16 protein-coding genes are annotated in these 24127 nt (G+C 61.1%); 6 read left to right on the forward strand and 10 right to left on the reverse strand.

All coding sequences use genetic code 11. The features are described 5' to 3' along the window. Nucleotides 1-37: 37 nt before the first annotated feature. The 4 genes from PLJ71_13195 to PLJ71_13210 all read right to left on the reverse strand — a co-directional run bounded on the left by PLJ71_13195 (nt 38) and on the right by PLJ71_13210 (nt 5602). On the reverse strand, nt 38-1090 hold the full coding sequence (locus tag PLJ71_13195; protein HQM49637.1) for a type IV pilus twitching motility protein PilT: 1053 nt from the start codon (nt 1088-1090) through the stop codon (nt 38-40). A gap of 257 nt (nt 1091-1347) precedes the next feature. Next, nucleotides 1348-3405: a transglutaminase-like domain-containing protein gene (locus PLJ71_13200; GenBank protein HQM49638.1), complete on the reverse strand. Its 2058-nt coding sequence runs from the start codon at nt 3403-3405 to the stop codon at nt 1348-1350. Then, entirely contained in the window at nt 3402-4655 is a 1254-nt protein-coding gene (locus tag PLJ71_13205) for a DUF58 domain-containing protein (GenBank protein ID HQM49639.1), read from the reverse strand. Before PLJ71_13205 ends, PLJ71_13200 begins: the two co-directional genes overlap by 4 nt. Beyond that, nucleotides 4652-5602, reverse strand: a complete 951-nt coding sequence (locus tag PLJ71_13210; protein ID HQM49640.1) for a MoxR family ATPase — start codon at nt 5600-5602, stop codon at nt 4652-4654. The genes PLJ71_13205 and PLJ71_13210 overlap by 4 nt, the downstream gene beginning before the upstream one ends. A gap of 400 nt (nt 5603-6002) precedes the next feature. Here PLJ71_13210 and murB point away from each other — a divergent pair, with 400 nt between their 5' ends. Then, a complete protein-coding gene (gene murB, locus PLJ71_13215) occupies nt 6003-6875 on the forward strand; it encodes a UDP-N-acetylmuramate dehydrogenase (protein HQM49641.1) in 873 nt (290 codons plus the stop codon). Between the two features lie 9 nt (nt 6876-6884). On the opposite strand, the gene PLJ71_13220 is transcribed toward murB, so the two are convergent. Both PLJ71_13220 and PLJ71_13225 read right to left on the reverse strand, forming a co-directional pair. Then, a complete protein-coding gene (locus tag PLJ71_13220; protein ID HQM49642.1) occupies nt 6885-7214 on the reverse strand; it encodes a (2Fe-2S) ferredoxin domain-containing protein in 330 nt (109 codons plus the stop codon). 78 nt (nt 7215-7292) lie between these two features. Beyond that, nucleotides 7293-8861 carry a hypothetical protein gene (locus PLJ71_13225; GenBank protein HQM49643.1) on the reverse strand — a complete coding sequence of 523 codons (1569 nt, stop codon included), beginning with the start codon at nt 8859-8861 and terminating at the stop codon, nt 7293-7295. A gap of 218 nt (nt 8862-9079) precedes the next feature. Between PLJ71_13225 and PLJ71_13230 the strand changes: the two genes are divergently transcribed. From PLJ71_13230 to larA, 5 genes are all read left to right on the forward strand, one after another. Continuing rightward, nucleotides 9080-10384: a Gfo/Idh/MocA family oxidoreductase gene (locus PLJ71_13230; GenBank protein HQM49644.1), complete on the forward strand. Its 1305-nt coding sequence runs from the start codon at nt 9080-9082 to the stop codon at nt 10382-10384. Nucleotides 10385-10436: 52 nt separating this feature from the next. Further along, nucleotides 10437-12704 (forward strand): hypothetical protein, encoded by a 2268-nt coding sequence (locus tag PLJ71_13235; GenBank protein HQM49645.1) that lies wholly within the window; start codon nt 10437-10439, stop codon nt 12702-12704. Nucleotides 12705-12857: 153 nt separating this feature from the next. Beyond that, complete coding sequence (locus PLJ71_13240; GenBank protein HQM49646.1) at nt 12858-13943, forward strand: PilZ domain-containing protein; 1086 nt, start codon at nt 12858-12860, stop codon at nt 13941-13943. Beyond that, the gene (locus PLJ71_13245; GenBank protein HQM49647.1) at nt 13927-14676 is read left to right on the forward strand and encodes a hypothetical protein; all 750 of its coding nucleotides are present in this window, start codon (nt 13927-13929) and stop codon (nt 14674-14676) included. Before PLJ71_13240 ends, PLJ71_13245 begins: the two co-directional genes overlap by 17 nt. A 16-nt stretch (nt 14677-14692) precedes the next feature. Next, a complete protein-coding gene (larA, locus tag PLJ71_13250) occupies nt 14693-15991 on the forward strand; it encodes a nickel-dependent lactate racemase (GenBank protein HQM49648.1) in 1299 nt (432 codons plus the stop codon). Between the two features lie 52 nt (nt 15992-16043). Here the strand turns inward: larA and PLJ71_13255 are convergent, their stop codons facing one another. From PLJ71_13255 to PLJ71_13270, 4 genes are all read right to left on the reverse strand, one after another. Then, nucleotides 16044-17909 carry a chitobiase/beta-hexosaminidase C-terminal domain-containing protein gene (locus PLJ71_13255; GenBank protein HQM49649.1) on the reverse strand — a complete coding sequence of 622 codons (1866 nt, stop codon included), beginning with the start codon at nt 17907-17909 and terminating at the stop codon, nt 16044-16046. A gap of 149 nt (nt 17910-18058) precedes the next feature. Further along, entirely contained in the window at nt 18059-20806 is a 2748-nt protein-coding gene (locus PLJ71_13260) for a chitobiase/beta-hexosaminidase C-terminal domain-containing protein (protein ID HQM49650.1), read from the reverse strand. Nucleotides 20807-21670: 864 nt separating this feature from the next. Then, complete coding sequence (locus PLJ71_13265; GenBank protein HQM49651.1) at nt 21671-23257, reverse strand: cohesin domain-containing protein; 1587 nt, start codon at nt 23255-23257, stop codon at nt 21671-21673. A gap of 393 nt (nt 23258-23650) precedes the next feature. Continuing rightward, nucleotides 23651-24127 (reverse strand): prolipoprotein diacylglyceryl transferase (locus PLJ71_13270; protein ID HQM49652.1); only part of this gene is annotated, 477 nt, incomplete at its 5' end.

The following is a 24127-nucleotide window of genomic DNA, read 5'->3' on the forward strand; positions in this document are numbered from 1 at the left end:
CCCAACCCGGCCATGGTTCGCGTTAAATCTTTTTGTATCAGCCATTTACGTCCATGATGGTCTTGGCGTTCTGGACGTGAGCGCACGCGTCGTCGTAGGAAATGATACCCTCCATGTATAATCCCTTGACAGCGCGGTCCATCGTGCTCATGCCCTCCTTGTAGTTGGTTTCCATGATGCTGTAAACCTGATGCGTCTTTCCCTCGCGGATGAGGTTGGCTACGGCGGTGTTGTTCAGCAGCACTTCCGCCGCCAGCACCCGGCCTTCGGAGTCGGCGCGCGCGATGAGGCGCTGAGATACCACCGCCAGGAGGGTCATGGAGAGCATGAACCGGATCTGTTGCTGCTGGGCCGCCGGGAACACGTCGATAACACGGTCCACCGTCTGGATGGCGTCGTTCGTATGCAAGGTGGCCATCACCAGGTGTCCCGTTTCCGCTGCGCGCAAGGCCGCCTGAATAGTCTCCAGGTCGCGCATTTCGCCGATCAGGATGACGTCGGGGTCTTGCCGCAGCACATATTTCAGGGCCTCGATGAACCCGTTGGTATCGCTGCCGACCTCACGCTGGTCCACGATGCTCTTTTTATGCTGGTGCACAAACTCGATGGGGTCCTCGATGGTGATAATGTGGCACTCGCGGGTCTTGTTGATGAGGTCGATAATGGAGGCCTGGGTCGTGGTTTTCCCGTGTCCGGTGGGGCCCGTAACCAGTATCAGACCCTGTTTTCGCTGCGCCAGCGCTTCGACCACCTCGGGAAGCCCCAGCTTGTCCAGGGAGGGGATTTTCTCGGGAATCGGTCGAAACGCCGCAGTGACGGCCTGTTTCTGGTAGTAGATGTTCACGCGAAACCGGTGTTTCCGGCCGACGGCAAACGAAAAGTCGAGTTCTTTTTCTTCTTCGAATTTCTTCCTCTGCTCCGGGCTCAGGGCGGTGTAGATGAGCTTCTTGCTGTCTTCCGCCGTCAAGGCCTCATTCCGTGTCCGGTACAGGCGGCCGTTCACCCGCAACATCGGGGGCGCTCCCGCGCTGATGAGCAAATCTGACGCGTTCTGCTTGGCAACGAGCTCGAACAAAGACTCCAGTTGCATAATCTCACCTTTCCTGCACGCGCGGCTCTGGCCGCGTCGTTGCGACGCGCATCCTCTCGAGAATCCCGCGAAAAACGTATTCTCCCCATCAAACGGAATTCCGGGTCCCCTGCGCTGTTTCTGATCAGCACTTCCATCATAGCGTCACGGTTGCCCCGATGCAATCACCCCGCTTCTTACTTCCAGAATGGGACCAATGAGACGCGTAGGTTCCCCAAAACCCTGAAATACCCGCCCGGCCCAGAGGACTCCTTCCGCTATGCCTTTCGTTGAGACGTGACCGTCTCCAGCTCTCTTGCGAGGCTTTCCAAGGCCTTCTCGGGGATGTCTTGCAGGTAGCGCACCTCGACGTAGGCGTGGTACCACCCGGCAGGCCGTGGCATTTCGGCTTCTTCGAGGCGTTCAGCGAACCGGTTCAGGGTTTCGTGTGGAGGCCGGGTATGGCCCATAGCGGCGACGTGGCCGTCCATACGGGCGAGCATCTTCTGGCAAGTCTTGACCTGGGGCGGGATGAGCGGGCCGGCGGCCGGCGCGCGCCGTTTCCAGCGCCGCCGCACCAGCCCGGCGGCCACGGCGGCGAGGGCGAGCCAAGTCCAGGGGCTCGTCAACAGGGCTTTGAGCAGCTCCCCCAACAGTACGCCCGCCGCTGCGAGCATGGCCTTGAAATCGCCCTGGGCCCAGGCCTCGAGGAACGCTTGCAGGCGGTATTTGAGATAGTCCCAGAGCTGGCGCAGGCGTCCGCCCTCGGGCGAGGGACGTCCCCCCGGCGGCGTGGCCTCGACCAGCACCCATCCGCGGCCGGGGTCGTACGCCTCGACCCAAGCGTGGGCGTCTCTGTCGCGCGCGATCCAATACCCGCCGTAGGTATTCTTCGCCCCCACCATATAACCCGTGACATAGCGCGCGGGTATTCCCGCCAGACGCAGCAACACGGCCGCCCCGCTCGCGAAGTATTCGCAGTGGGCCGGGGGCCGGTTGAGCAGAAAGTAGGTGATGGGGTCTTCGTCTTCCGGGATCTCGATGCCGAGCTGATAGGTGAAGTTGGACGTGAAGAACTGCGTGACGGCCTCGATCTTCTCGCGGGCGGTACGACATTCGCGCGTGAGACGGCTCGCCAGCTCCCTCACGCGCGGGTCAGTGGTCTCCGGCAGGGCGGTCAATTGTTCCCGCCGCGCATCCGAGAGTTCGCTGAACTCCGGGTTCTCGGGGACGGCCACCCGGTACGAAGCGCGTTCCGGGATGGAACTGCTGACAGGCGTCCCCTCGCTGTCCACTGAAAGGCTTCCTCGGTGAGCATACATATATACGGCCCCGAGGGGGCTGAACGCCGCATACTGGGCTCTTCCTGAAGGGAAAATGCCAAGCGTGCGCCACGGGCCGGTTTCGGATGGCGTGTCGCGCAGGCGGAACGACTCTTCGCCGGGTTCGGGTTTGGGGGCATGGGCGGAAGGCACAACGGCCCTGGCCTGAAAGGTCTGGCCGCGCATATCCCAATTAGCGCCCTGGAGCGTGTCGAATGCCATGCCTCGCAGGTAGCCGGGAGGCGTGTCAGAGAAGATGCGCAGGGCTACGGCGGCGCCGCCCTCTGCCTGCATCGCCGCGACACTTCCCAGGCGGCCGTTCCGCGAGAAACCGACCGTGTCGCCCTGGTTCATACGGTAAGTGAGCCGTCCAAGGAACCCATCGATGTCGTTACGGTACCGGTACAGCAGTTGGCTTGATACGGCGCCCGCCGCGAGGGCTGCCGCCAGCAATACCGGCGTGGCCATAGAGGTCGCGCGTGACCGGCGGTCCGGGCCATTGGGGAAGCGCGTCTGAAAGGTCATGAAATACAACGCGGTGAGGCTGGCCAGAACGAGGGACAGCCAGAGGTAGGTGGGCTTGCCTGCGCCTGTTCCTACAGAAGGGATGTTGCCCGCAAGAACCATGGCGTTGGCCGACAACAGGGGTACGTATAACGGCAAGCCCTTCTCGCGGCGCAGGAAAAGCAGGGCCGTCAGAAATGTCAGCAGCCCCTGGGCCATGGCGTGTGCGAACGAGTATTCCATGAGCGGCGACAGCGAGAAGAAGGGCAGGGTGGAGTTGCCGATCGTGGTCAGCGGAAGCAACCGGTATTTCAGCGCGAACGCGATAATGATCGCCACGAGCAGAAGAACCTGCCGGTCGCGCCGCATACGGATCTGCCATGCGCCGGGCACGCCCGCGAGCGCCACCGCTATGAGCGCGCCCGAGAAGTAGTAGCGCATGGACAACAGCGCCGTCATGGCTGCCGGCACCGCGATGAGCCCGAACGTGATGAGCCGCCGCCACATCATAGCTGTTCGATGCCTCCAGCGAAGACCTCGGACGGAGAAAGGCTCAGAATGGGGCCAAGCCAATCCTCGGCAGGGCCGTAATCCATGGCGGGCGGCTTGTCGCGCACAAGGATAACCTTGGTGCTGCAGCCGGCCTCGACCGCCGCCCGCATGAGGGCCTCGCGCGACGCGTCCCAATCCAGCAGCACGCAGACGACGGTCGAGATGCTGCCCAGCTCGTCTGTCAGCGCCGGAGCGACTTTGTCGAAGGGGTTGGTGCGGCACTCATCGACACAGGCCAGAATCTCGAGCACGTTTTCCAGGTGAGCGGTGTGGCGGCCTGCGCGGAACACGTACAACTCGGGTCCCGCCGCGAAGATGTCGATGATGTACTCGCCGCGCGACAGGGCGTCCGCCACGGACGCTGCCAGACTTACCGCTGCCTCGAGATCCCGGAATCCTCCGCGCGGGCGCAGCCAGCGGTTTCGAGGTATGTACGTATCCAGTACGAGGACGACGCGGCAGTAGTACTCTTCCTGGTATTCGCGCACGACGGGTTGCGCAATGCGCGCCCACGCCCGGAAATCGATGTGACGGATGGGGTCGCCCTCGCGGTATTCGCGGTTTCCGATATACTCGGGCGATTCGCCCACGTCGGAGGTCAGCGCGATGCCGCCCGGCTGGTAACGGGTGCCGATGGGCACGTCAACGCCCGCAATGGGATGGAAATCGGGCAGCACAAGCAGGCTGCTCTTGCTGTTGTGGGCCTTTCCGGTGCGGCAGATGTTGAACGGAAACGTCGAGAACACCCGCAGCTTCGGCAAAGGATAGAGCCCCCGGCGCAAGGGTTCCAGGGTGATGGGGAGGGTGGCTGCCTCATGACGCCCCAAGCTCGGTAGTTCCCGCTCGATTTGTTGCTGTTTCAAAGCGCGGTGCAGGCCGAAATAGCCCGCGCCGAGCCGGAGGGCGGGCAACAGTCCCTTGTTGCGCACGACGAAGGCGCCGGTGACCGGGTGCTTGGCCGTGGCTTTGTCGGGGAAGTGTCCGGTTACCTCGACGCGGGGACGGGCGAAGAGGTTCACCAGAAACGCGATGAAACCCACGCAAAACAGGGTCAGAAACGTCTGAAACGCGGGGATCTCGAGTGACGGCGCGGCCAGGGTGCCCGTGATGATCCCCGTGGCGACAAGAATCCGTCCGGCCGGCGTCAGTTTGTACAGCCAGAGAAACCGGGTGAAGCGTTCCAGACTATCGGTCCGCCGCCGTTTCATGTCGGTACCCGGACTTCTTCCAACAATTCCCGAATAATTTCCTTTTTCGTTGTACCGGCGTATTTCGCCTTGGACGTGAGCACCATGCGATGGGCCAGAACCGCTGGCGCGAGACGCTGGACGTCGTCCGGGATGACGTAGCCGCGGTTATCGATGAATGCGGCTGCCTGGGCCGCGCGGAACAACATGAGCGAGCCCCGCGGGCTCACCCCGAGCTTGAGCAGTTCGCTCTCGCGCGTACGCCGGACGATCTCGACCACATAACGCGAAACGCTATGCTCGACCGAGACTTTACGCACGGCGCGCTGCATGGCTATGACGTCTTCGCGTGTAAGCACGGACGAGATGCGTTCGAGGGGGTGCGATTCCGCCTGGGCGTACAGGATGCTGACTTCGGCGTCCGCCTCGGGATAGCCCAGGTCCAGTTGCACCAGGAAGCGGTCGAGCTGGGCCTCGGGCAGGGGGTAGGTGCCGTGGTACTCGACCGGGTTCTGGGTGGCGATCACGAGGAACGGGGCGGGCAGGGGATAGCTCGTGCCTTCAATGGTCGCCTGCATCTCGTTCATTGCCTCGAGCAGAGCCGACTGGGTGCGCGGCGAGGCGCGGTTGATTTCGTCGCCCAGCAGGACATTGCTGAAGATCGGTCCTTGGCGGAAGGTGAACGTCCCGTTCGCGGGGTTATATATCGACGAACCCAGGATGTCGCTGGGCAACAGGTCGGGCGTGAACTGTACACGGTGGAACGTCGCATCGATGGATTTCGCCAGGGCCTTCGCCAGCGTGGTCTTGCCGACGCCCGGCACGTCCTCCATGAGCACCGAGCCGCCCGCAAGGAGGGCCGTCACCAGCAGTTCGATGGCCTCGGGTTTGCCCTGGATCACCTGTCCGAGGTTGTCCTTGAGCGATTGCACCTTCTCAATAAGCTGGCCGGAAGCGGTTTGAGTCATGTGTAATCTCCTGTGCAGTCCCCCTGGAGGCCTCGTGCGTCCCCCGCGGCTAAGGCTGTCGGAAAGCATGCTAAAGATTTCAGGCGCTGTCATCAAGCTTCGGACTCCATGATGTCTCGGGCTTTCAGCCCTGCAGGAGCAGCCCAGCCTGCGTCCCTGGCCCTTCAGGCCGGGTAGGTATGTCTCGCGCCGTTGGCGCACCGGGCATGTTGGGCATGGAGCGGGATTGCAGGCGTGCTTCTCGTGGTCTTCGGGCTGGGTTGGCATACCTCGCGCCGTTGGCTATCCAATCCGGTCTCTTCGTGCGAAGCATTGGCCTTGCTGTAAAGAACAAGATACAAGTCCTGGAGGACCGATGCCCCCATAGGAACCGCGCCTGTCTTTGCGGTATTCTTAGGGCATGGAAACACCGCCGTTCGAGTTCGCAGAAGCCGAGTATCCGCTGGCGCCGTTGACCCGTTACCGCGTAGGAGGGGCGGCGCGGTGGGCGTTGTTGCCGCGGACTCTCGAGGAGGCTCAGGACGCCTACCTTTGGCTTGCCGGGCAACCCTTGCGCACGCTGATCCTTGGCGGTGGTTCGAACGTTCTCATCAGCGACAAGGGTTTCGATGGCGCGGCGCTCATCACCGTCGGCCTCGACGGTATCGAGGCCTTGGGCGGCGACCGGTACCGCGTGGAATGCGGCGTGGAACTGAACGATCTGGTGCAGGACGTGATGCTGCCCCACAACTACGAAGGCGTGGGAGGCCTCACCGGTATCCCCGGGTCCGTCGGCGGCGCGATGTACATGAATGCGGGCACCATCAACGGCACCACGTGCCAGTGGCTCGAAAGCGCCGAGGTGATTGGCCCCGAGGGAAGCCGTACGGTTCTTATGGAACCGTCGCTTTACGGCTACCGGGGCCAGACGTTTTGTCCGCCCGGACACGTCATCCTGCAGGGTGTCTTTCAATTCCGTGTGTCGACGAAGGATCAGCAGGCGGTGTACGAGCATTACATGGTCCGCCGCCGCGAAAGCCAGCCCCAGGGGTATTGCTGCGGAAGCGTTTTCAAGAACCCCGAGGGCGATCATGCCGGGCGGCTCATTGAAGCGTGCGGCCTGAAGGGAAGGCGTCTCGGCGGGGCTGTCGTAAGCCCGATGCACGCGAATTTCATCATGAACGAAGACGGCGCGACCTTCGACGACATCATGGGGCTCATGCTCCTCTGCCAGAAGGCCGTGAAAGAAAGGTTCGGGGTGTCGCTTGAGCGCGAGGTCGTCGTGATCGAATAAGCCCGGAGATCAGCCTTCGCAGGCCTTTGGCAACTGACCCTCGGCGCGGAGGGATTCGACCAGGCACTCGAAAATGGCTTCAACGTCGCCCTCGCCGGCGTGCGAATACCAGACGTTGTCGGGGAACACCATGATATTGGGTCCGGCTTCGCATCGGTTCATGCAGCCGGACTTACTGACCCGAATTCGCCCGCGAAGTCCGCGTTCCTTGACCATTTCCTTGAGTCTTGCGTGCAGCGCCGCGCCGCCGCTGTTGGCGCAACATGCCCGTTCGCCGGGTCCGCGCTCGTTCACGCACACGAAGATGATTTTGTTGTAGGGCAGGGACTGTTTCTCCATAAGCGGCATCCTTAATCTGACTTTGTTCGCAGTGCTCGCGGCATCTTGATAGTAGAACGGATGGTGTTGGGGCTGTTTTCACGGCAGCAGGATTCCTTTCCCGACGCCTCCGCGCGGCGTCGAATTGGGATAGTCTTCGTTGACGGTCTGTCGAATCACTGTGATCAGCGTTCCAGGATCAATCGCGGCTGGGCTTTGTTCGGCCGGGGAAGGCGCGGTGACGTTCTCGATAGTAAGACCGCGCACGGTGCAGTCCTTGTCGGGCGAGAAGATCTCGACCCACTTCGCCGGGTCGTTTGCTCCAAATGTGAACGTCTGCGACATGGGGCCGACCTGGACGAGTTTGAAATCCGGAGGCGGCGCGAACCCGAGGGCCACATTCTGAATGCAGATGCCGTCACCGTTCATCGCGATTTGGAACAGGGGGGGAGAGGAGGGGCGGTCAAGGGCGATGTTTCGAAAATGCAGGTTTCGCAATTGGCCGATCGGGTCGGCGAAATCGTTTTCGCGTCCGAGTTCGAGATTGGGCTGATCGTACATCTTGAACGTGCGAATGCCCTGGATGTTCCGTATGACGACGTTTTCGATGTCGCAGGCGAGGGTTGCACCGCCGGGATAGTGCTTTGTCCCCGCAAGCAGGCGGATCTCCGAGCATTGGCCGGCTTGCGGCGCATCGCCCGAGTCTCCCGATACCCCGTCCACCAGAATGTGGTGGATCGGGCCGAATGACATGCTTGTGTTCATCCAGTCCCAGGCATTCAGAGCAATCATGTCGTCGCCCATCGTACCTCGCGCGTTGCGAATGTTGTGGATGACGCCGTGCCGCGCAGGGCCATTGATATGGACTCCGTCCCGGCGCTGCTCTTCAAACCGCACATTGGCGACGCACCACTCCTCGCAATTGCTCAACTGGATGGCGTGGGGTCTGCACTGTCGGACTGTTAAGTCTCGAACCAGCGCCCGCCGCACGTTGCTCAGGACTATGACGCCGTGCGAATTGAAGTCCGGCACGGCCGGAGCGCGGGCGGTCACGTTGCCGTTGGATTGAGCCGGGGATGTCGCCAGGGTGGTCCAGATACCTCCGGCGACCAGGATGTCCGAGTCGGAGCCGGAGCCTGTGGAAACGGGACCGTTCTGACCCGAAACAAGGTGCTCGTTGTGGACCATGCAGCAGTTCGAACCGGGTTTCAATCGAATTTCAGCCGTCCGCTCGAGGATGAGCTTGTATCCCGAACGCATGATGATGGGGCTATCGAGATAATAGGGTTGTGGGCGGCCGGGGACAAATGCGCAGCCGCTCTGGTCGAGGGCGGCCTGGATTGCCTTTGTCCAGATTTCGGCTGTCACAACGACCGTCTGTTCTTGGCCGTCGGGACCCGGCCAGCGTTCTTCGAAAATGTCCGTGACGATCAGGTCGCGGAATTTGTGCGCCGTGTGGGTCTCCACGTCTTCGATGAGGCCATTCCTGAGGGCGATATTGCCGTCCGGATTAAGCGATACTCCAAGTTCTTCCAAGGGCTCGACAATGGCTTTGACAAGAGACTCTTCCGTCTGCGCAGAGGATTCCCCCGCTGCCGCGTACGCCACGACAGGCACAAGGACAGCCATGCACATCCGCGCTGTTCGATGCATTTTCGATGGATTCATAAGGGCCTCTCCAAAACACTTTCAGACCCGCACTTGCGGCGCATTCTAGTTGATCGACTCAAGATATTGGTAACTCAGGCGTTTGGAGACTCTCGGGCACGCTTCCGGCCGGCGCCTTGCTTTCGTCTTCTGCGATCTTGCCCTGTAGGCGGAAAATAGCTACACTCAAATTCCTTCGTTGGGGATTGAAGGAAGGCTGCGTAAGAGAGGCTCGAGAAATGACACGAAACTGGTCGCGCAGGGAGTTTGTAGGGATGGGTGTGGCTGCGTCGGCGGGGATAGTGTTGTCGGCGGCAGGTCAAGAAGGTGCGGGACAGCCGAAACCGGTCCGCGTGGGCGTTGTGGGCGTGGGTAACCGGGGCACAGGTCTGACCCGGACCATGCTTGGGATACCGGGGGTGCAGATTCCGGCGGTGTGCGACATCAATCCGGAGCACCTCGCCCGTGCCCAGGCGCTTATAGAGGAGGCCGGGCAACCCAAACCCGAGGGATACGGCGGAGACGATCTGGCGTATGAGCAGTTGATGGCGCGGGACGACCTGGATGCGGTCATCATCGCGACATATTGGCAGTGGCACACGCCCATGGCGGTGAGCGCGATGCGCCACGGAAAGTATGCGGGGGTCGAGGTGCCCGCAGCGCTCGATGTGGCCCAGTGCTGGGACTTGGTCAATACCTCCGAGCAGACCGGCGTGCCGTGCATGATGCTGGAAAACTGGAGTTTCCGCCAGGATAACCTCGCCGTCCTCAATATGATCCGACAGGGATTGCTCGGCGAGATGGTTCATTGCCATTGCGCCCACTCTCACGATTGCATCGACCACTGGTTTTTTGACGCGGAAGGCAATGACCGGTGGCCCGCCGAGTTTCTGATCAAGTACAACCGCGACCAGTATCCCACACACAGCCTCGGACCGGTGCTGAGCTGGATGGACATCAACTGCGGTGATGCTTTCGCGACTCTCGCGTCGACGGCAACCTCGCAGCGGGGCATCAACGCTTATTTCGCGCGGAAGTTCGGGCCGGACCACCCCAATGCCAAGAAAGAGTTTGCCCAGGGCGACATCGTCACGACCACCATCAAAACCCACGGGGGCAAGACGGTCATCGTGAACTACGATATGCAGTTGCCGCGCCCATACGACAACCGGTGGCTCATCCAAGGGACGCTGGGGCTGTACAACGAACAGCGCAACGCCGTGTATCTCACGGGACAGAGCCCCCGATATCACGAATGGGAACCGTTCCCGCCGTACCAGGAAAAGTACAACCATGCCTGGTGGAGCGAGGGCGGCGGCCAAGGCGGTCACGGCGGCACGGATTACCTCGAACTGTCGCTGTTTCTCGATGCGGTTCGCAACAAGAAACAAACGCCGCTCGATGTCTACGATTCCGCCACGATGAGCAGCGTCGTGGGGCTGTCGGGGGAATCCATCGCACAGGGCAGCGCGCCGGTCGGCGTGCCGGATTTCACGCGCGAAAGATGGAAGACCCGCAAGCCGGTGTTCGGGGTGACCGCCTGATACACCTGTCCCAAAGCAACAATGTTCCAAGAACGCGCACAAGAACAGCCTTATGAGCGAGAATAGTGCCACTGCGGAAACGAACGCAACGGGCCGAGGCCAGTCCGGCTCGTTGGGCGGGATACTTGCGCCCTGTCTCCTGACAAGCCTGGGCGTGGTCCTGTTCATGCGGTCCAATCTTGTTGTAGCCCATGCAGGCATTCTGGGGGCTGTGACCGTTCTTCTCCTGTCGAAATCGATCATGTTGCTGACGGCTCTGTCCACGAGCGCCGTGAACACCAACGGGCAGGTGCGGGGTGGCGGAGCGTATTACCTGATCAGCCGGGTGCTGGGCCCCGAGTTCGGCAGCGTCATTGGAGTGATGTTGTTTCTTGCCCACGGCCTGTCGGTAGCGTTCTATGTGCTCGGGTTCACCGAGGCGCTTGTCCGGACGTTCCCCGTGTTGGAGGAATATGGCCAGGCAGTGGCGCTGGCTACGGGGGCCTGCCTGTTTGCGGCGACATATGTCGGCGCGGGATGGGTGGTCACCAAGGCTCAGTACGGCATCCTGGCGGTGTTGGCGGTATCCATCTTCGTGTTTCTGGCGGGTTCGGCGCTTCGGTTCTCGCCGGACACTTTCGTGGCCAATCTCAAGCCCGGGTTTACGGCTATCTCGCACGACGATCCTGCCGAGGGGACTGTTTCGTTCTGGGCAGTGTTTGCCATTTTCTTTCCCGCGGTTACGGGCATCATGACAGGCGTCGGTGCATCGGGGGACCTCCGGGAGCCCGCAAGAAGTTTTCCCCGGGGCGCGTTTGCGGCCATTGGGGTGAGTTTGGCGGTCTATTTCATGCAGATTCTTATCTCGGGGGGCGCGTTTGCGCGCGAGCGCCTGATGGCCGAACCCTATCTCACGCTGAAAGAAGACGCCCTGTTTCAACTCGGGTTCCTTGTGGCGGCGGGGATATTCGCGGCGGCGCTCTCCTGCGGACTATCGAATTTCATGGGGGCGCCGCGCGTACTCCAAGCGGCGGCGCGCGACGGCGTTCTTCCGTCGTTACGGCCGTTCGCGAAGGGTTCGCGGGGCAACGACGAGCCCCGGCGCGGCATCGTCCTGTGCGGTCTGATGACCATCAGCGTCATTTGCTGGGCTACCACGGCAGCAGGAGACGGCGCCCTCGATTTGGTGGCGCGGGTCGTTACGGAGTTTTTTCTTTACAGCTACGGGATGCTGAACATAGCGGCCCTTATTCAGGGCATCAGCGGGAATCCGTCGTTTCGCCCACGATTCCGGTTCTTTCACTGGAGCACGGCGCTTCTGGGCAGTGTCGTGTGTTTCGGGGCGGCGCTGTTCATCAATCCGTGGATAGCCGTCGCGGCAACTCTGTTTCTGGGCGCACTGGTGTGGCATATCGAGCGGCGGGAACTCGATACAACTTTCGGCGACGCGCGGCGCGGGTTCGCATACCGTTCCGCGCGAGCCAACCTGCTGCACCTCGCCGAAATGGAAGAATCCCCCAGGAATTGGCGTCCGACAGCAGTGGTCTTTTCAAGCAGTCCGGAACGCCGCGAAGCCCTCGTGACGCTGGCAATCTGGATGGAAGCCGGACGCGGCGTGGTGTTTCTGGCGAATGTTCTGGTGGGTAACTTCGAGGAATTGGCCGCGCACCGGCGTACCGCCGTCCGGCAATTACGCGAGTTCTGCCGGAAGCGCAGTATCGACGCGTTTCCTATCGTGGTCATTGACGACAATCTCGAAAACGGCATGACGAGCGTGATGCAGGCCCTCAGCACGGGACCGATCCGCGCGAACGTGGCCATCTTCGGATGGTCAGAAGAATCGGCCCGGGTCAAAACCCACCTGCGCGAGTTCTGCCGAGCCAAAAACCTTGGCTTGAGCGTGGTGGTCATTCGTGAGGGAAGAATTCTGTGTCCCAGCGGGCCCAAACGCGTAGATGTCTGGTGGCGCGGTCTCAAAAACGGCGGATTAATGGTCATCCTCGCGCACCTGTTGACGCGTAATTGGGAATGGGCGCAGACCGAGATCCGCCTCCTCCGGCAGATCGGCAACGAGGCCGGGCGCGAGTCGGCCCGCGAGGACCTCTATCAGTTGTTGGAGGATGCGCGGATGGAAGCACAGGTCGAGGTGGTCGTGAGCGAGGAGCCGTTCGCGGATGTCTTGCGGCAGCATTCCTCCGACGCGGACTGCGTCTTTCTGGGGTTCGAAGTGCCTCCCGTGGGCCATGAGCGGGCATGGTTCAGCCAATACCAGAACATGCTGCTTGACAGAACCACAACGATCCTGGTGAGTTCGGTCGGCGACGAGGACGTGATGGCGTAGGAAGAGCGAAGACCGTTTGCCCATTGGTTTCGTTCGCCCGGCGCAGCCTCCGTATTTGTCTTCTTCACTCCCGGCAATGATTGCATCTGGCCATAAGCCGCCCTATAATCAGCGCCGCAGGGAATCGGCAGCTTTTGCAGGAAGGACCCGTCCATGATCGATTTTCCCCAAGCCACCCTCGCTCAATTGCTCTGGGGGCTGGGTCTCTTCGCCGGTTTGATTATTGTGGCGTTCTCTGTCGAACGTCTTCGGCAGCGAAAACGCACCCGTCTGCAGCGCGCTAACGAATGGGAAACCGTCGAAAGCATCATTCGCGACAAGGAACTGACGCCCGAGGAACAAAAGGCCTTGCGCGCGCTGATCCGGAAACAGTCTCCCAAGGAGCCCCTGCGAGCCGTCACCGTCCGCCAGCATTTCGAGCAATGCGTGGAACAAGTCATGGGGGAGCTGCTCGCATCCCGGGATCGCGGGCAGTACTCCCAGATGGGGGCGCTGTTGCACGATGTGCGCGTGGCGCTGGCGCTGGATTACGTTCCGCTGGGACAGCGCATACAGTCTACCCGGGAGTTGTCACCGAGCCAGATAGTATCGTTGGCATTGACTTCGGATACGATGCCCCGGTGGCATATGGGGCGCGTAGAATCCGTGGATGAAGCGTATCTCTACATTTCGCTGGATGACCTCGAGGTGCCCTCGCTGAAGGAACTCCGGGCCGGTGCTGGGGTGCGCGCTCGTCTGTGGCGGGAAGACGATGCCCGTTACGTGTTCACGCTCGAGTGCGCGGGATTGCGCGAGGAACCGCCCGCGTTCGTTTTTCTCCACAGCGCTTCCCTGGACCGTCTGCAAACCCGCCGGGACTACCGGATGCGGCACGAACAGACGACATCGATCGGCGTGATCAGCAAGCCGCTGGATGATCAGGAACTGGAACGGCTGGCGGAGCGGCCGCTGGTGACAAAGCTGCGAGGACGCATCACCAACCTGAGCGCGGGCGGATGCGCGCTCGTGGTGCAACAACCGATTCCCGGGCAGGTCTTACTTCGAATCGCACTGGAACTGGACGACCAGGAGCCGTTCGACATCTTCGCGCGAATCGTGTCGACTCTACCCATTTCTGGGGGCCGGAGTTTCGTGCGGGCTTCTTTCGTCGCGACAGACGACGAAACGCGGGACAAAATCGCACGATACATCATCCGGCGTCAGCAGAACCTGTCAGAGGCCCATGAACCGGAACACTGATCCCTTGGCCATTATCCCGGAAGCCTTTCGCGCCATTGTGCGAAACCCGCGCGCGCTCGGCCTTTATGCCGGCCTGACCATGGGCGTTTCCAGTGTGAAGCTGGCTGCCATGTATGCTTTGACCGGCAGCGCGATACCCGAAGACCCCGAACTGTCCATCCGGCTTCTCGAATTCTGCTCCGACTTGGTGCTTGCCGGGGTCTGGGCGTTCGCGCAGACGGTCGCATTCTCCTGGATGGGACAGGACCTGGACCGGCCGCTGTGGCGGATTAGAGGCATTGGCGACGCCATGAAACGGTTCTTCTCGATCTGGCTGATGCTGAACCTCCTGATCATTATGTTGGGCAACGTCGCCGGCAAACTGCTTGCCGCGGACAACGACGATCCTACGGGACAGTTTATGCTGTTGTTGTTCCTGGTCCTGCAGGTCATCGCAATTCCGGTCGGCGCGGCGATCATGTTTCACGGGGAACTGAAATGGAAAGAACTGGGCCAGAGTCTGGCGCCGCTCGGCCGCCAATTATTTTCAACCCTGCTTCTGGTAGGCTTCAGCGGTTGCGCGCTGGTGGTAATCCTGTTTTTCCTGTTGCCGGCAACCGTCGGCCATTTGTGGGCCAGGCCGCTGATTGATATCCCGGGAGGGCTCGCGGATTGCGTGATTTTCGCAGCCACGTGGGCTATCTGCATAATGGATCGTGAATCGGAAGACGCTACCGACGATTTCGATTTCTAACTTGTACGAGGCGCTTATGCATATACGGTTTCCATACGGCGACGGCGCCGTGGAGGCGAACCTTGAATGGGGGCGCTGTCTCGACGTATTGGATGTGGCGCCGACGCCAGCCCTGCCCGATAGTGCCGCCGCCTTGCGAGAAGGCCTCAAGAGTCCGCACGGACTATCCTCGCCCCTCCTGGAACACGTCAGACCCGGCCAGCGAGTGCTCATCATCGTATCAGACAGTTTCAGGCGAACTTGCGTGGACCAGCTTCTGCCCACCCTCCTTGATGCTTTGGGCGAACGCGGGGTTCGCGACGCCGGCATTCGTTTTCTTGTGGCTACGGGCATTCACCGGCCGCCTGCCGGCGATGAACTGCGCATGCTTCTCGGGGAACAGACGTATCAACGATTCAAGAACCAGGTCGCGTGCCATGATCCCCACGATGCCGCGCGGATGACTTATGCGGGCACCACCTCGCGGGGAACAAGGGTGATGGTCAACACAGCGGCGCTCGAGGCGGACCATGTGCTCGTCACCGGCGCCGTCGTGTTGCATTATTTTGGGGGGTTTGGAGGCGGGCGGAAGTCCATTCTTCCCGGGATCAGCTCCGTTGAGGCCATTTCCGAAAACCATTCACTGAACCTGGATCCCAAAAGCGGGGAGTTGAATCCCGACGTCCGGATTGGGCATCTCGACGGCAATCCGGTGGCCGAAGACATGCTCGAAGCCGGACGAATGATCAAGACGGCCGGTATAGTCAACACCGTTTTAAACCGCGACGGCGCAATCGCCGGCGTGTTCGTGGGCGAACTCGATGCCGCCCACCGCAAGGCGGCGGCGTTTGCATTGCGGATGTTCGGGGTCCGGATAGGGGAGAAGGCAGACTTGGTTATCGCCTCGGCGGGCCCTCCCAAGAACTATGTACAGGCCCACAAGGCCTTGTTCAATGCCTATCAGGCGGTGAAGCCGAACGGCCGCATCGTGTTGGCTGCGCGGTGCGAAGAAGGGCTGGGCGGCGAGCAGTTCGAGAAATGGCTCCGCCTGGGCAGCCGCGAGGCTGTTATCGAGGGTTTGCGCCGCCGCAGCGAAATCAACGGACAGACCGCGCTCTCGACTATCCAGAAAGCCCCGATAACCTGGTTCGTGACCGATCTGGCGCCGCAGAACGTGGCTCTCCTGAGGGCGCGAAAGGCGGAGTCTTTGCAGGATGCGCTCGAACGCGCCCGCGAGGAACTGGCCACGGCGGGCGTGCCGGCTCCCACCTGTTACGTCATGCCGAGCGCCTCGTACACCGTGCCCTTCGCGGACGACTTGCCTGAGATTACTTGAAAGCCGCGCGCGTGGCGCCATCGGCTCTCAAGGCGCGTCGTGGGATACCCAGTCACTTCCTTCGGTTGCGCCGGGCAAATCTCATGCCCAGGAGCGCCGCGAATGCGAGGAAAACGCCGGCGTCGGCGAGAACCTTCACACTTCGGGCATCGGCAAGCTGAACAATCCCTGAATGGTTGACCTGGATCTCGATGAACAGCTGCCCGTCTTCTTCGACCACGGCACGGCTGTCGGGCGTCATCCAGCCGAGCACGTTCTCGCCTCTATACCAGCCTCGGTGCTCCTGCGCCTCGCTGAAGTAGTAGATTTCGAGAGTATTGGGGTCCGCCCCTTCGGGAACCGGAATCCAGAACGGCACCGGCTGGTCGAAGACACCTTCCGGTCCGATCCGGTAGGCCGGCGACAGCACATCCGCAAGCAACACCGGCAAACCCGAACTATCGGTCATTTCCGCGATTGCGGGTTCGGCAGGCGCGGTGCTCTCTTTTTCTTCTCCGATCAGGAACTCGCGGCTGACGGGACCCACTTCGACGCCCGTGGCGGTAAGAGCTCCCCCCGTCAGGATCACGGTCTCACCCGCCGGCCAGAGTGCACCAGGCGCAAACACGACCCAGCCATCGGAATCGTCGCCGGGGGCTGTCGGCCGCCACGTGCCGCCTTCCTCGTACCAGCCGTCCCCCTCGACGCGGGCCCACACGGTGGCCGGGTCGACGGCCTCGGCCGAAGTCAGCCTGATGGCAAGCTCCGAAAACGGGGTGGCATTCGAGAAGGGCAGAGCCTCTTCGTAAATCTTCAGATCCGCGTCCAGAGCCTTTGCGTTGCGGCGATAGCCGCTGTTGGATGCACTCAAATTGCTCTCTCCGCAGGTATTCCTGGCTTTGACGGTGTAGGTATGGTACTTGTAGGTAACGGTCTCTTGTCCGCCGCAGCCGCTCGCCGGCGTCACATTCGGGGCTTGGGCCCCCGTATCGTCGTACAACGCTTCGGACTGCCAGTCGCCAATGGCTGTGCCATCGCGGAAGACCCTGTACTGCTCCGCGCCAGACACCGGGCTCCACGTCACGCGGACCTTGTCGGCAAACGTTCCATCAGTCGCCGCCACGCCGGCAGGTGCGGCCGGGGCCGAGCACGAAAAGGCAAACGTTCTGGAAGCTACGTTGCTGGCAATCATGCCGCTTTTCCAAGCCTTTGCCTTCACCGTCTTCTGCGAGTTCTGTTCGCCAGCCAGCGTGAAGGCGCCACTATACGCGGCCGAGGTTTCTAGCGGCTCCGAACCGTCTATCGTGTACCTGATCGTTGCTCCTTGGGTTGCGCAGCTCAACACGATTTGATATGAACTCTGGCCGGTGGTTGTCGAGGGCGAGATTTCCGGCGTTGCGACCATGCCCGCGCTATCCAGCACTGTGATAAAACCTCCCTCCACGACGACAGGGACCTGGACAGCGTTGGGATCGGCGGCGCTCTCAGAACCATCCCCCGAAACGGACAGCTTTTCCCCGGCCTGCGCGGTGTTTTTTACCATGAACGTCACGGTGAGAAGACAACCGTCGCCTATAACAGAAGTCTTTCCATAGACAACCAGCGCTAAGACACCGGAATTATTGAGAGAATCCAAAGTCTTGTCAGCCTGGCTGGCAGCTTCCCCTAACGCGACACGCACAAAAGTCAGCTTCGACGTATCATAGACCAGCCTCAGCACGACGGCGCAAGGCTGTTCCCCGTTCGTGACGATGTTGACATTGACGTTGACGGAACTCCCCAATGCAGCCGACACGGATTCCACGTCAATCTGAACCTCGCCGGGGCCCTTCTGACCGGCGGCTTGCCCGCTCGCTACCAGCGTGAATGCCGCCGCGAGCGCCAAACAGAATGTGAAAAGCCCGGCGCGCCCATGGACCTCTTTACAGGAAGCCTTCATTGTTTTCTCCGTTGGTCTGCATTTGGGATTACCTCGGCCCTTAGAAGGCCCATGATACCTCTGCGGCCTATGGCCTCCATAGGCCGCGGATATCCCCCCTCGCAACGCAGCCGCAACCAAATTACTGCTTCTGAGAGAGCGGCCTATGCTCACTTCTTTCGGTTGCGGCGGGCGAATTTCATGCCTAACAACGCCGCAAATGCGAGGAAAACGCCGGCGTCAGCCAGCACCTTCACGCTTTGGGCGTCGGCCAATTGAACGATCCCTGCGTGGTTAACCTGGATTTCAATGAAAAGCTGGCCGTTTTCTTCAACAACGGCCCGGCTATCGGGGGCCATCCATCCCAGCACATTCTCGCCTCTATACCAGCCCCGATGCTCTTCCGCCTCGCTGAAGTAGTAGATTTCGAGAGTGTTCGGGTCAGCGCCTTCGGGAACCGGAATCCAGAACGGCGCCGCTTCCTCGAACACGCGGTCCGGTCCAATCCGGTAAGCTGGCGACAGCACATCAGCAAGCAAGACCGGCAAATCCGCGTCCCCGGCCAGTTCCGCGATTGTGGGCTCGGCAGGCGCAAGGCCCTCCTTCTCCTCTCCGAGCTGGAACGCGCGGCTGACCGGACCCACTTCGGCGCCGGTGACCGTGAGAGCCCCCGCAGTAAGGAGCACGGTTCCGCCGGCGGGCCACGGCGCTGCGGGTGCAACTACCACCCAGCCGTCGGAATCGTCGTCGGGTACCGTCGGCCGCCACAATCCGCCTTCTTCGCACCAACCGTCTCCCTCGGCGCGCGCCCAAACGGTGGCGGGATCTATGGGCTCGGCCGAAGTCAGCCTGAGCGCCAGTTCCGAAAGCGGGTCGGCAGCCGAGGCGGGGAAAGCCTCTTCGTGAATCTTCAAATCCGGGTCCAGAGCCTTCGAAGCGCCTCGATGACCGCTATTGGCTGCACTGAAATCGCTTTCTCCGCAGCTGTTCTTAGCCTTCACCCGGTAGTTATGGTACTTGTAGGTGATGGTCTCTTTGCCGCCGCAGCCGCTCGCGGGTGTCACAACGGGCGCTTGGGCCCCGGTATCGTCGTAAGACAAGCCGGACTGCCAGCCGCTGACCGCAGTGCTGTCCCGATAGACCTGATACTGGTCCGCGCCAGATACCGCGTTCCAGGTCACCTGAACCTTGTCGGTGAACGTTCCGTCAGTCGCCGACACGTTGGTCGGCGCGGACGGCGCGGAGCACGTAATCGTATACGTACCGGACTGTACGCCGCTGGCGGTCATGCCGGATTTCCAGGCTTTGGCCTTTAACGTGGTTGTGCTGCCAATGGCTACCGGGCTGGCGTAGGCGGTCGAACTTTCCGTGGGGTCCGAACCATCCGTTGTATAGCGAATCGTTGCTCCGCCGGTTGCACAGGTAATCGTCACATCTTGTGCCGTGTCATACGTTCCCGGCGCAGGCGAGAACTCGGGCGTCGCCACGGTGTCGGCGAGGGTGATGGTATATATGCCGGACTGTACGCCGCTGGCGGTCATGCCGGATTTCCAGGCTTTCGCCTTCAACGTGGTTGTGCTGGCAATGGCTACCGGGGCGCCATAGGTTGCCGAACTTTCCGTGGGCTCCGAACCGTCTGTTGTATAGTGAATCGTTGCTCCGCCGGTTGCACAGGTAATCGTCACACTCTGGGCCGTGTCATACGTTCCGGGCGCGGGCGAAAACTCGGGCGTCGCCACGGTCTCGGCGGGGGCGATGGTATATATGCCGGACTGCACGTCGCTGGCGGTCATGCCCGACTTCCATGCTTTGGCCTTGAGCGTTTTCGTGCTGGTGATGGCCACTACGACTGAGTCAGTGTAGGCAGTCGAACTTTCCGTGGGGTCCGAGCCGTTTGTCGTATAACGAATTGCCGCGCCTGCCGTTGCACATGTAATGGTCACATTTTGTGCTGAGGTGTACGTTCCGGGCGGGGGGGAAAAGTCAGGCGTCGCCACCGTGCCCGGGGGGGTGATCGTATACTTGCCGCTCTGCACGGCGCTGGCGGTCATGCCCGATTTCCAGGCTTTGGCCTTCAGGGTTTTCGTGGCGGCGATGGACACCGGGCCGGTATAAACCGTCGAACTTTCCGTAGGATCCGAACCGGTAGTCGTATAGCGAATTGTTGCGCCCGCTGTTGCGCAGCTAATCGTCACATTCTGTGCCGAGGTATACGTTCCGGGCAGGGGGGAGAACTCGGGCGTCGCGACCGTGCCGGGGGGAGTGATTGTATACGTGCCGGACTGCACGCCACTGGCCGTCATGCCGGATTTCCAGGCTTTCGCTTTGAGGGTAGTGGTGGTGCTGATGGCCACGGGGCTGCTGTAGGCGGTCGAACTCTCCGTGGGGTCGGAGCCGTTTGTTGTATACCGAATGGTCGCGCCTGCCGTCGCGCATGTAATCGCCACATTCTGCGCCGAGGTATAGCTTCCCGGAGGGGGGGAGAACTCGGGGGTCGCCACCGTGCCGGGGGGCGATATCGCATACGCACCAGTCTGGACGCCGCTGGCGGTCATGCCGGACTTCCAGGCCTTCGCCTTGAGGGTGGTGGTGGTGCTGATGGGCACGGGGCTGCTGTAGGCGGTCGAACTCTCCGTGGGGTCGGAGCCGTTTGTCGTATAGCGAATGGTCGCGCCTGCCGTTGCGCATGTGATCGTCACATTCTGCGCCGAGGTATAGCTTCCCGGCGCAGGCGAGAACTGGGGCGTCGCTACCGCGCCGACCGCCTCTACGGTAACCGTGCCTCCCGTCAAAACAAGGGGGATTTCTATGGCATTGGGATTGGCAGCTGAACCAGTGCCGCCGACATCCAACACCTCGTTATCTGCTGCGTCGTTGCTTACCGCAAAAGTCACCGTGAGGAGAAGCCCATCATCCATTGACGCCTTCCCCTCGTAAACAGCCAGTCCCAGAAAACCTGGGCTGCTATTAACTTCGACAGCTTTGCCAGCGTTGTTGGCAGCCGGTCCCAAGACAACGCTCCTGTACGTCAGCTTCGCGTGGTGTTCCAGCTTCAATACGATGGTAGATGGCTCTTCAGAGCCTGCAATAAGATTCACAGGAACTTGAACATTGCTTCCCGGAGCAGCGGGGGAAACCGACCCAACGGTAATCTGTATTGCACCACTAGCTTGGCCGGCCGTCAAGAATGTCAGCGCTGCGATCAGCGTCAAAGAGAACGTGAAAAACCTGACGTGACCCCGGGTCTCCTTAGGACTTTTCATTGCTTTCTCCATTTCTCACACTTAGGATTGCCTTGAGCATGAACCGTGCATCCCTCCGGGCACATTCTGCGCCCTTTCTGCACTTCCGCCACGGATCACAATCCCTTCCCGAGCCAATCCGATGCCAAGCATCGAGAATACAGCCCCGTCACCCTCCATAACATGTCACGATTATACCACTCCTGACAAGTGCCAGGATCAAGGACTCTTTGCAGAACATGGGGTTTCTGCTCATACAATACACATTCACGCCCCATCTTGTAACAGATGTCCGTGCATGTTGTTGGAACATGCGATAAGGCAATCGTGGGGAATGACAAAATGCGCACTTTTCATCCGTGCCGCCATTTCTCCCGCTGCACACTCCACGAAAGTCCCCACCCTGGTAAGGAAACAAGAATTCCTTGGCCTCGCCAGAGGTCTGGTCATCCAGCAAACGCCCCGCAAATAACAACGCCGCACACGCCGGGATCAACCTGCGCGGCGCGCCATTTGGCCTTATCATCAGGAGGCTTGCGCTCACTTGTTTCGGTTGGGCCGGGCGAGTTTCATACCCAACAACGCCACAAATGCGAGGAGAATACCGGCGTCAGCCAGCACCTTCGCGCTCTGGGCGTCGGCAAGCTGAACAATGCCCGAATGGTTGACCAGGATTTCGATGAAGAACTGCCCGTCTTCTTCGACTACGGCCCGGCTATCGGGCGCCATCCAGCCGATTACATTCTCAGCCGGGTACCAGCCCCGATGCTCTTCCGTTTCGCTGAAGTAGTAGATCTCCAGGGCGTCCGGGTCAGCGCCCTCGGGAACCGGAATCCAGAACGAGACCGGCTGGCCGAACACGCCGTTGGGGCCAATTCGGTAGGCCGGCGACACCACATCGGCACCCAGCGCAGGGAGACCCTCTTCGATGCTCATTTCCACAATTGTCGGCTCGCCAGATGCCGCGGCTTCAATGGCCGTCCCAATGTGAAATTCGCGGCTGATTGGACCCACCTCGACGCCGGTGACCGCAAGAGCCCCTGCCGTAAGGGTCACGGTCTCATCCGCGGGCCAAGGCGCCGCGGGCGCAAAAACCACCCAGCCGTCGGAATCGTCGCCCGGAGTTGTGGGCCGCCACAGACCGCCTTCCTCGGTCCAGCCATCCCCTTCGACGCGGGCCCACACGGTGGCCGGGTCAATCGATTCGGCCGAGGTCAGCCGGACGGCCAGCTCCGAGAACGGGGTGATATTCGAAGAGGGCAGAGCCTCCTCGTAGACCTTCAGGTCCGCGTCGAGAGCCTTTGATGCGCCCCGATAGCCGGTGTCGGCCGAACCGAAATCGCTCTCCCCACAGCTGTTTTTTGCTTTCACGGCGTACGTATGCTTGTGATACGTGATTTCCGGTTGGGCTCCACACCGCGACACCACCTCGGCTGCTTGAGCGCCGTAGTCGTCATAGATTGTTGCGGATTGCCAGTTGCCGATTGCCGTGCCGTCGCGATAGACCCTGTACTGGCTGGCGCGTGCGGCAGCGTTCCACGTGACGCGCACTTTGTTCGTATACTTGCCGTCGCTCGCGGACACGCCCGCGGGTGCGGCCGGGCAATTGCTCACCGTGATGCTGCCTTGCTCCAGGACAACAGGAATGCGCGTGCCGTCCGGCGCGGCAACGCTTTCAGAACCGTCGCCCGCAATTGTCAGGACACCTGGGGGCGCGGCGCCACTTATGGCAAAGGTTACGGTCAAGAGATTTCCGTCGGCCATGGCGGAAGTCCCCCCAAAGACAACGATACTCACGAGTCCGGGGGTTTTATTATCATAGGCGACCGATTTGCCGGCTTGCGTCGCGGCTTCCCCAGCTTCAACATCGACAAAACTCAACTGGACCGCATCGTATACCAGCTTTGCCACGATGACCGAGGGCTGTTCGCCATTCGTTACGAGTTCCACGCCAAGATCGACGTCATCTCCCGGACCGCCGGAAGCGGTCCCGACAAGAATCTCGATTTGGCCTTGGTCCTCCCCTCCGAACGCAGTTCCCGCAGCCAGGAGCATGAGCGTTATGGAAACAGCCAGACAGCTCACGAGGGTTCCGGCGTGGCGGCTCGTTTCGTTGAAATCCGTCATGGCACTCTCCGTTCTCAAGCTTTGCGAAACCCTGGGACGACAGACGAATTCTCCACCCGCCTCCGCCATACGCCCCATACTGTGTTTTCCCTGCCGGCCCTCAATGCGCGCGCTGGTATAAACATAGCCATATCAATGGCTCCCACAGGTCTGTTGACTGTGTCAATGCGGCGAGAAGTATACCATTTCCCGACTTCTCCATGGCGCCAAATCGCGTCGAATATGCGGCGCCTGCGTACAGAATACATTCCGCGAGGCCATTTCATGACACCGGGGCTTGATGAGCCGCCATCAGCCCCAGGGACCGCCTCCTTCCCCTGAGGCCCCTCTCGCAAGCCTCGCGCGGCCCAATCTGCCCGGCCTGAGGGTCTTATCCTGATGCGTCCTCTGGAACTATGCATCGAGGCCGGGATGACCAGTGCGCGCACGCTGCGTGCGCAACCATAAGACAAGCCCCAGGCCGGCTATCATCTGGACACCTGCCATCACGTGACCATAAGTAAAGGGATAGAGAATGTGCTGAGCATCGCGGACAAACTCCAGCAAGAAACGCGGCAGACTGTATGCGACGAGAAAGAGAGCCGTAACACTTCCACAAATAGAATGGTTCGCGCTTTGTCTGGCCCGCAAATAAATGACACCCGCCAATGCCGCCATCAAGGCGGCCATGTCGAGCGCCGGCCACCAGTAAAAGACTTGGATTATTCCCCAGAAGGGAGTCGAAGACGGGATACCCCGGCAACAGCCGGCGAAAAGACATCCAATTCGAGCAACGGCCCCCCCTGCGACGATTCCGGGAACGAGCGCGTCCAGTACCGCAAGAATGGGCGTTCTCAATGCTGACGCAGCCAGGGAAGCACCAATCAGTGC

This window comes from Candidatus Hydrogenedentota bacterium, from assembly GCA_035416745.1.
Lineage (GTDB): Bacteria > Hydrogenedentota > Hydrogenedentia > Hydrogenedentales > SLHB01 > UBA2224.

Coding starts and splice junctions, on each gene's coding strand:
- PLJ71_13245 (HQM49647.1), top strand. CDS start 13,927: ATGAACCGGAACACTGATCCCTTGGCCATTATCCCGGAAGCCTTTCGC.
- PLJ71_13255 (HQM49649.1), bottom strand. CDS start 17,909: ATGAAGGCTTCCTGTAAAGAGGTCCATGGGCGCGCCGGGCTTTTCACA.
- PLJ71_13235 (HQM49645.1), top strand. CDS start 10,437: ATGAGCGAGAATAGTGCCACTGCGGAAACGAACGCAACGGGCCGAGGC.
- murB (HQM49641.1), top strand. CDS start 6,003: ATGGAAACACCGCCGTTCGAGTTCGCAGAAGCCGAGTATCCGCTGGCG.
- PLJ71_13210 (HQM49640.1), bottom strand. CDS start 5,602: ATGACTCAAACCGCTTCCGGCCAGCTTATTGAGAAGGTGCAATCGCTC.
- PLJ71_13265 (HQM49651.1), bottom strand. CDS start 23,257: ATGACGGATTTCAACGAAACGAGCCGCCACGCCGGAACCCTCGTGAGC.
- PLJ71_13240 (HQM49646.1), top strand. CDS start 12,858: ATGATCGATTTTCCCCAAGCCACCCTCGCTCAATTGCTCTGGGGGCTG.
- PLJ71_13230 (HQM49644.1), top strand. CDS start 9,080: ATGACACGAAACTGGTCGCGCAGGGAGTTTGTAGGGATGGGTGTGGCT.
- PLJ71_13260 (HQM49650.1), bottom strand. CDS start 20,806: ATGGATGATGGGCTTCTCCTCACGGTGACTTTTGCGGTAAGCAACGAC.
- PLJ71_13195 (HQM49637.1), bottom strand. CDS start 1,090: ATGCAACTGGAGTCTTTGTTCGAGCTCGTTGCCAAGCAGAACGCGTCA.
- PLJ71_13220 (HQM49642.1), bottom strand. CDS start 7,214: ATGGAGAAACAGTCCCTGCCCTACAACAAAATCATCTTCGTGTGCGTG.
- PLJ71_13225 (HQM49643.1), bottom strand. CDS start 8,861: ATGAATCCATCGAAAATGCATCGAACAGCGCGGATGTGCATGGCTGTC.
- larA (HQM49648.1), top strand. CDS start 14,693: ATGCATATACGGTTTCCATACGGCGACGGCGCCGTGGAGGCGAACCTT.
- PLJ71_13205 (HQM49639.1), bottom strand. CDS start 4,655: ATGAAACGGCGGCGGACCGATAGTCTGGAACGCTTCACCCGGTTTCTC.
- PLJ71_13200 (HQM49638.1), bottom strand. CDS start 3,405: ATGATGTGGCGGCGGCTCATCACGTTCGGGCTCATCGCGGTGCCGGCA.